The 9,367-nt window shown below is 61.7% G+C and carries 7 protein-coding genes; 1 reads left to right on the forward strand and 6 read right to left on the reverse strand.

Annotated features, from left to right (window positions below; all coding sequences use genetic code 11):
* The first annotated feature begins 310 nt into the window (after positions 1-310).
* Positions 311-757 carry an SRPBCC family protein gene (locus AYR66_RS06515; protein WP_088706846.1) on the forward strand — a complete coding sequence of 149 codons (447 nt, stop codon included), beginning with the start codon at positions 311-313 and terminating at the stop codon, positions 755-757.
* A 36-nt stretch (positions 758-793) separates the two neighbouring features.
* On the opposite strand, the gene AYR66_RS06520 is transcribed toward AYR66_RS06515, so the two are convergent.
* The 6 genes from AYR66_RS06520 to AYR66_RS06545 all read right to left on the reverse strand — a co-directional run.
* On the reverse strand, positions 794-1,540 hold the full coding sequence (locus AYR66_RS06520; protein ID WP_088706847.1) for a peptidylprolyl isomerase: 747 nt from the start codon (positions 1,538-1,540) through the stop codon (positions 794-796).
* Between the two features lie 30 nt (positions 1,541-1,570).
* Positions 1,571-2,254, reverse strand: coding sequence for a respiratory nitrate reductase subunit gamma (gene narI / locus AYR66_RS06525; protein WP_088706848.1), 684 nt, complete (start codon positions 2,252-2,254; stop codon positions 1,571-1,573).
* Between the two features lie 24 nt (positions 2,255-2,278).
* Positions 2,279-2,944, reverse strand: a complete 666-nt coding sequence (gene narJ, locus AYR66_RS06530; protein ID WP_088709643.1) for a nitrate reductase molybdenum cofactor assembly chaperone — start codon at positions 2,942-2,944, stop codon at positions 2,279-2,281.
* Between the two features lie 94 nt (positions 2,945-3,038).
* Positions 3,039-4,595 carry a nitrate reductase subunit beta gene (gene narH, locus AYR66_RS06535; protein WP_088706849.1) on the reverse strand — a complete coding sequence of 519 codons (1,557 nt, stop codon included), beginning with the start codon at positions 4,593-4,595 and terminating at the stop codon, positions 3,039-3,041.
* Between the two features lie 27 nt (positions 4,596-4,622).
* Positions 4,623-8,318: a nitrate reductase subunit alpha gene (locus tag AYR66_RS06540; RefSeq protein ID WP_088706850.1), complete on the reverse strand. Its 3,696-nt coding sequence runs from the start codon at positions 8,316-8,318 to the stop codon at positions 4,623-4,625.
* Positions 8,319-8,472: 154 nt separating this feature from the next.
* The coding region (locus AYR66_RS06545; RefSeq protein WP_474647526.1) for an MFS transporter at positions 8,473-9,367 on the reverse strand (895 nt) is incomplete at its 5' end.

Consider the following 9,367-nt stretch of genomic DNA (forward strand, 5'->3'; position numbering starts at 1 on the left):
TTCGGGATGCAGTAGGTGCACCGCAGGTCGCAGCGATCGGTCACCGAAAGGCGCAGGTAATCGATGGATCGGCCGAAGCGGTCGCTTAACATCCTTGCTCCCAGGTGGTTTTTCATGAAAACCATTGTATCGGGAGGGCTTGCCGCTGAAAGTTGGCATGAGGAGCTAAGGGATATAGTTCTTTGGAACTATCACAGGATGACGTTTTTGCAAGAATTGTGTAGCGTTACGCTTCCGGGACGTCGAATTTTCATGTCTTCGATCGTCGTCCATTCAGAGGGATGTCCTCTGCTTTCTTTTGGGATACATCATGACCACAAATACCGTCCGGCTCCATCGCGTACTCAGATCCACTCCCGAGCGCGTCTATCGCGCGTTTGTCGATGCGGACGCTTGGGCCAAGTGGCTGCCGCCAAATGGCTTTACCGGCAAGGTGCATGAACTGGACGCCAAGGTCGGCGGCAGATACAGGATGTCATTCACCAATTTCACGACCGGGCACAGCCACGCGTTCGGCGGCGAATACCTCGAACTGGTGCCGAACGAGCGGCTGCGCTATACGGCGCAATTCGATGATCCGAACCTGCCGGGCACCATGCAGACGACGATCACGCTGCGCCAGGTGTCGTGCGGAGTGGAGCTGACCGCGGTGCAGGAAGGCATTCCTGCGGTGATTCCCGTGGAGGGGTGCTACCTTGGCTGGCAGGAATCGCTGGTCTTGCTAGGGAAGCTGGTAGAGGCGGAAATTCCGGAATGAGGGTTGCGGGAGGCAGGACGATACCTGCCGCCCCGGTTATTGCACTAGTGGCGACCCGGCCCCTTCCAGCGTCACGCCCTGGATGTCCGCCTTTCCGACCAGGATCTGCAGGTACTGGTGCAACGCCCGGTGCCACGACTGCTGCGTCAATGTCTCCGCAATCTGCGTCTTGACCGAGTCATACGGCAGCAGCTTGCCTTCGACATGTTTCATCACCTGCACGATATGCAGGCCGAAGCGCGTTTCCACCAGCCGGTTGGCGATTTCGCCTTCCTTCAGGCGGAACAGCACCCGTTCGAATTCACTCACCGTCTGGCCGCGCGCAAGCTGGCCGAGGTTGCCGCCGAGTGCGCCGGACGGACAGTTCGAATAGGTCCTGGCCAGCTCGGCGAACCGGTCCGGATTCACCTGCAGTTCTTCCAGCACCGATTCGGCCGTGGCGCGCAGGAATTCGAGCGATACGTCTGGCGTGACCTGGAACAGGATGTGCCGCGCTTCCACCAGCTCGCCGTAGGTATACCGCTGCTGGTGGTTGCGGTAGTAGGTTTCGCATGCCGCGTCATCCGCCTCGGGCACACGCACCTCTTGTGCGAGCAATGCCTCGATGCGGGCTTCCTCATCGTCGCCGTCCATCCCGAGCCGGTCTGCTTCCTGTAGCAGCAGGGTATGCAGGACCAGCTCGTGGACGGTCTTCTTCAATGGGTTTTCCGCTTTCTGGTGGTGAACGATTTCTTTCTGGATGGCGTCGTCGGTGATCTCGATGCCGTTGACGGAAATACCCATGGTCCCCTCCTCCTCTTTGATCAGACTCGATTAACGCGGACGTACCAGCTGGTAGGCACGGCTCAGGTAGCCGACCGATGCGAAACCGCTCCATACGTGCACCAGGCGGGTGAACGGGAAGATGATGAACAGCGACATGCCCATGAACAGGTGCAGCTTGAACAGCACCGGCGCCTCGGCCAGGAAGCTTGCAGCGCCGGCGCGGAAGGTAACCACATGCTGTGCCCATTGCATGAAGAGTGTCATGAGGTGGCCGTCGGTATGCGAAGCCGACATGAAGATCGTCGACAGGCCGAGCGTCAGCGTAGCCAGGATCCACAGCAGGACGATCTTGTCCTTGATGGTCGTGACGGCGCGCAGGCGGTCGCTGGAGAAGCGGCGCGTGAGCAGGGTCAGCAGACCGATCAGGCACAGCGTGCCCATGATGCCGCCGGCGGTCATCGCGAAGACCTGCTTTGCGCCGTGCGACACGCCGAGCGTGTCCCACACCCACAGCGGTGTGAGCAGGCCGGCGGCATGGCCGAAGAACAGGCCGATGATGCCGATGTGGAAGCAGATGTTGCCGAAGCGCAGCGAGCCGCGATGCAGCAGCTGGCTGGACTCCGACTTCCACGTGTACTGCTCGCGGTCGAAGCGGACCAGGCTGCCGAGCAGGAAGATCGCCAGCGCGATGTACGGGAAGATCCCAAAGACGAATTGATGCAGGTAGTTCATTTGTTTATCTCCTATTTTTAGGCTTCACGCTGCCGCTTGCGCAGGCCTCCGCGCCGGATGGAAGTTGATCGGCTGCACGCCGCTCGATCCACAGCTCAATCCCTTGTTGAGCAAGGGCTCGACACCATCGGCGCCAGGGCCCATCGTTTCGAGCAGTTCATCCATGTCGCGGATCGGCGGTTCGGTCAGTTCCTCCGCCGGCACCGGGCTGAGCGCCTCGACGGCTTGCAGCACGACGGCGTACGGGCTGTTGTGGGCTGCCAGCTTGCGGCCGAGGTGCGCGAGTACGTGCACCGCGTCCGACAGCAGGCGGTCCGCCTCTTCCTTGTCGACCTGCGACAAGAACTCGAGGAACAGCGGCACGTAGTCCGGCAGATCGTCCGCACACATCTGCAGGCCGTGGTTCTTGTACTCCTGCATCAGGTCGACCATCGCCTGGCCGCGGTCGCGGGACTCGCCGTGGATGTGTTCGAACAGGTGCAGCGAGTGCGAGGGGTTGCGGTCGAAGGTCGACACGTAGTTTTCCTGCAGCGTCAGCAGGTCCTCGCCGGCGAGGTGGGCGAACAGCGGCTGCAGCGTCGCCTTCATCTCCGGATGGCCGTCCAGCGCCGCGTACAGTTCGTCGAGCGCCGCGATCAGCGATTCGTCCGGGTACATCAGCAAGGTGGACAAGACTTGGTAGTGTTGCATGGTCATTTCCTTTTTCAACGCATGCCTGTCGGCTCGGGTACGGAAGGCAAGGTGGGGCGGGATTGGCGGGTACCCCACCCTGCCATGAGGCGTCCTACACGCCTTCCGTCTCTTTCTTCTTCCTCGACTTCGGCATGTCGACGAAGATCACCGAACCCTGCTTCTTCTTGCCGAACAACGAATGGTCGCTCACGCCATCTGAGCAGCCATTGCCGAAGCTGAAGCCGCAGGAACCCTTGTCGTTGAAGCTGTCCTCGACCATTTCCTTGTGGCTGGACGGGATCACGAAGCGGTCTTCATAGTTGGCGATGGCCATCACGTGGTACATGTCTTCCACCTCCGCCTTCGACAAGCCGACCTGCTCGAGCACCTCCAGGTTCTCCGCACCGTCCACCGACTTGGCGCGCATGTAGGCGCGCATCGCCAGCATGCGGTCGAGCGCATGGACCACCGGCTGTTCCTTGCCTGCGGTGAGCAGGTTGGCCAGATACTTGACCGGGATGCGCAGGCTCTTGGTGTCCGGGATGATGCCGTTCATGCCCATCTTGCCGGACTCGGCCGCGGCCTGGATCGGCGACAGCGGCGGGATGTACCAGACCATCGGCAGCGTGCGGTATTCCGGGTGCAGCGGGAACGCGACCTTCCACTCCATCGCCATCTTGTAGACCGGCGACTTCTTGGCGGACTCCAGCCAGGATTCCGGGATGCCCTGCTTGCGCGCTTCCTCGATGACCTTCGGATCGTTCGGGTCGAGGAAGAGCTTGAGCTGGGCTTCGTACAGGTCCTGCTCGTCGGCCACCGATGCGGCGGCTTCGATCTGGTCGGCGTCGTACAGCATCACGCCGAGGTAGCGAATACGGCCCACGCAAGTCTCCGAGCACACCGTCGGCTGGCCCGCTTCGATACGCGGGAAGCAGAAGGTGCACTTCTCTGCTTTCCCGGAAGACCAGTTGTAATAGATCTTCTTGTACGGGCAGCCGGAGATGCACATGCGCCAGCCGCGGCACTTGTCCTGGTCGACGAGAACGATGCCGTCGTCTTCACGCTTGTAGACGGAACCGGACGGGCAGGAGGCGACGCAGGCCGGGTTCAGGCAGTGTTCGCACAGGCGCGGCAGGTACATCAGGAAGGTGTTTTCGAACGTGCCGTACATTTCCTTCTGCACGTTGTCGAACAGCTTGTCCTTGCTGCGCTTGGCGAATTCGCCGCCGAGATCGTCTTCCCAGTTCGGGCCCCATTCGATCTTGTCCATCTTCTGGCCCGTGATCACGGACACCGGACGGGCGGTTGGCGGGGTTTCCGAGAGCGGCGCGTTCTGCAGGTGCTCGTAGTCGTAGGTGAACGGCTCGTAGTAGTCGTCGATGGCCGGCAGGTTCGGGTTGGCGAAGATGTTCGACAGGATCTTCAGGCGGGAGCCCTGGCGCGGCTCGATCTTGCCGTCCGCGTTGCGCTTCCATCCGCCGTTCCAGATGTCCTGGTTTTCCCACTCCTTCGGGTAGCCGACGCCCGGCTTCGATTCGACGTTGTTGAACCATGCGTATTCCACACCGTCACGGCTGGTCCACACGTTCTTGCAGGTGACTGAACAGGTATGGCAGCCGATGCATTTGTCCAGGTTCAGCACCATGCCAATTTGTGCTCTGATTTTCATGTTTGCTCCAGAATGGTGACTGTGTGATTACGCCTTTTCCTTCAACGGACCTTCCAGCCAGTCGACGTTCTTCACCTTGCGAATCAGGACGAATTCGTCGCGGTTGGAACCGACGGTGCCGTAGTAGTTGAAGCCGTAGGACAGCTGGGCGTAACCGCCGATCATGTGCGTCGGCTTGGTCACCGCGCGGGTCACCGAGTTGTGGATGCCGCCGCGCATGCCCGAGGTCTCCGCACCCGGCATGTTCACGATCTTTTCCTGGGCGTGGTACATCAGCGTCATGCCGACCGGGACGCGCTGCGATACCACCGCGCGGGCCACCAGCGTGCCGTTGACGTTGAACACCTCGATCCAGTCGTTGTCGACGATACCGGCTTCCTTGGCGTCGATTTCCGACAGCCACACGTGCGGACCGCCGCGCGACAGCGTGAGCATGCGCAGGTTGTCCGAGTAGGTCGAGTGGATGCCCCACTTCTGGTGCGGCGTGATCCAGTTGAGCGCGATCTCCTTGTTGCCGTTCGGACGCTTGCCCATGATGGCGCCGGTGGTCTTGGTGTTGATCGCCGGCTTGTACACGCACAGGCCTTCGCCGAATTCACGCATCCACTGGTGATCCTGGTAGAACTGCTGGCGGCCGGTCAGGGTGCGCCAGGGGATCAGTTCGTGCACATTGGTATAGCCGGCGTTGTAGCTGACTTCTTCGCTTTCCAGGCCGGACCAGGTCGGCGAGGAAATGATCTTGCGCGGCTGCGCCTGCACGTCCCGGAAGCGGATGCTGTCGTGCTCGCGCGGGATCGCCAGGTGAGTATGGTCACGGCCGGTGATCTTCGACAGCGCATCCCATGCCTTTACGGCGACGTGGCCGTTGGTTTCGGGAGCGAGCGACAGGATCATCTCGGCGGCGTCGATCGCGGTCTCCAGGCGCGGCTGGCCCTTCGACACGCCCTCCTCCGTCACCACGCGGTTCAGGCCGCGCAGGATGTCCACTTCGTGCTCGGTCTTCCAGCTGATGCCCTTGCCGCCATTGCCTGCCTTTTCAAGCAACGGTCCGATGGAGGTGAACTTCTTGTACACGTCCTTGTAGTTGCGTTCGACCACCGTCATCGCCGGCATGGTCTTGCCCGGGATCGGCTCGCATTCGCCTGCGCGCCAGTCCTTCGGATCGAAGGGCTGGCCGAGTTCGCCCGGGGTGTCATGCATCAGCGGCGTCAGCACCAGGTCCTTCTGCGTGCCGAGGTAGTCGCCGGCGATTTCCGTGAACTTCTTGGCGATGCCCTTGTAGATTTCCCAGTCGGAACGTGCCTTCCACAGCGGCTGCACGGCTTCGGACAGCGGGTGGATGAATGGGTGCATGTCCGAGGTGTTGAGATCGTCCTTTTCATACCAGGTCGCGGTCGGCAGCACGATGTCGCCGTACAGCGCGGTGGTCGACATGCGGAAGTCGAGCACGACGAGCAGGTCGAGCTTGCCTTCGACGGCCGGGCGCACCTTGATGTCGCGCGGCTTGACGCAGCCTTCTTCATCGCTCATCAGCGCGTTCTGGGTGCCGAGCAGGTACTTCAGGAAGTACTCGTGGCCCTTGCCCGAGCTGCCGAGGATGTTGGAACGCCACACGAACATGGTGCGCGGGAAGTTGGCCGGATTGTCCGGATCGTCGCAGGACAGGTTCAGCTTGCCGTCCTTCAGTTGCTCGACGGCGTACTTGACCGGGTCCTTGCCGGCGGCTTCGGCGGCGCGGACGACTTCCAGGGGGTTGGTTTCGAGCTGCGGCGCCGACGGCAGCCAGCCGAGGCGTTCCGCCTTGGCGTTGAAGTCGATCATCGACATCTGCGAGAACTCGCCATCCGCGGTCGGCGTCAGGATCTCGTTGCTGTGCAGCTTTTCATGGCGCCACTGGCTGGTATGGGCGTAGAAGAACGAAGTGGAGTTCATCTGGCGTGCCGGACGGTTCCAGTCGAGCGCGAAGGCCAGCGGGGTCCAGCCGGTTTGCGGACGCAGCTTTTCCTGGCCCACGTAGTGTGCCCAGCCGCCGCCGGACTGGCCGACGCAGCCGCACATCATCAGCATGTTGATGATGCCGCGGTAGGTCATGTCCATGTGGTACCAGTGGTTCAACGCGGCGCCGACGATGACCATGCTCTTGCCGCGGGTCTTGTCGGCGTTGTCGGCAAATTCGCGGGCGACGGTGATGACGTCGGCGCGCTTCACGCCGGTGTGCTTCTCCTGCCAAGCCGGGGTGTACGGAACATCGTCGTCGTAGCTGGTGGCGACATTGCCGCCGCCGAGGCCGCGGTCGACGCCGTAGTTGGCCATCGACAGGTCGTAGACGGTGGCGACCAGCGCGGTTGTGCCGTCGGCGAGCTGCACCTTCTTCACCGGCACGTTACGCACCAGCATGTCGTTGGCGTCGCGGCCGCCAAAGTAGGCGAAACCGACGCTGGCGACGTCATCCTTGTTGTTGATGAAGGACAGCAGCGGATCGATTGCCTTGCCGCTCTTGCCCTCTTTCTGTTCGAGGTTCCACTTGCCGCTTTCGCCCCAGCGGAAACCGATCGAGCCGGACGGCGCGACGATATCGCCGGTTGCTTCGTCGATGACCAGCGTCTTCCATTCCGGGTTGTTGATTTCGTCGAGGTTGTTGGCGAGGTGGGAGGCGCGCAGGAAGTAGTCGGGCACGAGGTAGCCGTTCTTTTCCTTCAGCAGCACCAGCATCGGGAAGTCGGTGTACTGCTTCGCGTACTCGCGGAAGTAGGACGACTTGCCGGTGGCGTGGAATTCCTTGAGGATCACGTGACCCATCGCCATCGCGAGCGCGGCGTCGGTGCCCTGCTTCGGCGCGAGCCAGATGTCGCCGAACTTGGCCATTTCGCCGAAGTCGGAAGACACGGCGACGGTCTTGGTACCTTTGTAGCGCACTTCGGTATAGAAATGCGCATCAGGGGTACGGGTCATCGGGATGTTGGAGCCCCACACCATGAGGTAGGTGGAGTTGTACCAGTCAGCAGATTCCGGCACGTCGGTCTGTTCGCCCCAGATCTGCGGTGAGGACGGCGGAAGGTCGCAGTACCAGTCGTAGAAGCTCATTGCCACGCCGCCGATCAGCGACAGGTAGCGGGTGCCTGCGGCATAGCTGACCATCGACATCGCGGGAATCGGCGAGAAGCCGATGATGCGGTCCGGACCGAATTTCTTGACGGTGTAGGCGTTGTTGGCGGCGATGATCTCGTTGACCTCATCCCACTCGGCACGGACGAAACCACCCTGGCCGCGCACCTTCTTGTATCTGGCGGCGCGTTCCGGATTCTGGCTGATGTATTCCCAGGCCGTGATCGGGTCCATGGTCTTGCGCGCTTCGCGCCACATCTGCATCAGGCGGCCGCGCACCATCGGATACTTCACGCGCTGCGCCGAATAGACGTACCAGGAGTACGACGCACCGCGCGGGCAGCCGCGCGGCTCGTGGTTCGGCAGGTCCGGGCGGGTGCGCGGATAGTCGGTCTGCTGGGTTTCCCAGGTGATCAGCCCGTTCTTCACATACACCTTCCAGCTGCACGAACCCGTGCAGTTGGCGCCGTGCGTGGAACGCACGATCTTGTCATGCTGCCAGCGCTGGCGGTAGGCGTTTTCCCAGGTGCGGTCTTCTTGCACTACCGCGCCGTGGCCGTTGGAAAAGGTTTCCTTGGGCTTGCTGAAGAATTTCAGGCGGTCCAGAAAGTGACTCATGGTTTCTCCATACGTGCGCCTTTTTCAGGCGCATTGTTGTAACTGCTTCGAGGTTCGGCTCTGTAACAAGTCTACGTAGCGTGCCTCGCCCTTCCTATTCGCAAGAAGTCGGGCTGATGCCTTCGTTGGTATTAGCCCGGCTAGTCCTTTTGAACTAGCATGGCATCGCCGCGTTCTTGCGCGAGTAGCACCACCAGGTAATCGCGATGCAGGTGACATAGAACGCAATGAAGCACCACAGCGCAGCGGTCGGGCCGCCGGTCATGGCGATCGAGGTGCCGTAGCTCTTGGGAATGAAGAACGCGCCGTAGGCACCGACGGCCGAGGAGAAACCGAGGACAGCAGCGGCTTCCTTGTTGGCGTCGACGATGGCCTGGGCTTCGGCCTGCTTGCCCATGCCTGCGGCAGCGCGCTGGCGCTCCGTCATGAAGATGACCGGGATCATGCGGAAGGTCGATGCATTGCCCACGCCGGTACCGGCGAAGAGCAGCATGAACATCCAGAAGAAGCCGTGGAACTGGCCTGCACCACCATTGGCCGGCAGGAAGGCGATCACGCCGACCACCGCCAGGATCATCACGATGAAGGTCCAGAAGGTGACGATGGCGCCGCCCAACTTGTCCGAGATCCAGCCGCCGGCCACGCGTGCCAGTGCACCGATCAGCGGTCCGAGGTAGGCGTACTGCAGCGGGTTCACGTCGGGGAACTGCGACTTGATCAGCATCGGGAAGCCTGCCGAGTAACCGATGAAGGAACCGAAGGTGCCGATGTACAGCCAGCACATCAGCCAGTTGTGCTTGCGCTTGAAAATCACCGCCTGCTCGGAGAACGAGGCGCTTGCCGAGGCAAGGTCATTCATGCCGAACCAGGCGGCAACGGTGGTCATCGCAATGAACGGCACCCAGACGAAGCCGGCGTTCTGCAGCCACATCTGCTTGGTCTCGCCCGCCTTGGTCCAGATCTGCGCCTCACCGCCGATGGCGCCGAAGATGCCGGCGGTGATCACCAGCGGCACCACGAACTGCACCACCGACACGCCGAGGGTGCCC

The sequence above is a fragment of the Noviherbaspirillum denitrificans genome (genome assembly GCF_002211445.1).
Taxonomy (GTDB): domain Bacteria; phylum Pseudomonadota; class Gammaproteobacteria; order Burkholderiales; family Burkholderiaceae_D; genus Noviherbaspirillum; species Noviherbaspirillum denitrificans.

Coding starts and splice junctions, on each gene's coding strand:
- narJ (WP_088709643.1), bottom strand. CDS start 2,944: ATGCAACACTACCAAGTCTTGTCCACCTTGCTGATGTACCCGGACGAA.
- AYR66_RS06520 (WP_088706847.1), bottom strand. CDS start 1,540: ATGGGTATTTCCGTCAACGGCATCGAGATCACCGACGACGCCATCCAG.
- AYR66_RS06540 (WP_088706850.1), bottom strand. CDS start 8,318: ATGAGTCACTTTCTGGACCGCCTGAAATTCTTCAGCAAGCCCAAGGAA.
- narI (WP_088706848.1), bottom strand. CDS start 2,254: ATGAACTACCTGCATCAATTCGTCTTTGGGATCTTCCCGTACATCGCG.
- AYR66_RS06515 (WP_088706846.1), top strand. CDS start 311: ATGACCACAAATACCGTCCGGCTCCATCGCGTACTCAGATCCACTCCC.
- narH (WP_088706849.1), bottom strand. CDS start 4,595: ATGAAAATCAGAGCACAAATTGGCATGGTGCTGAACCTGGACAAATGC.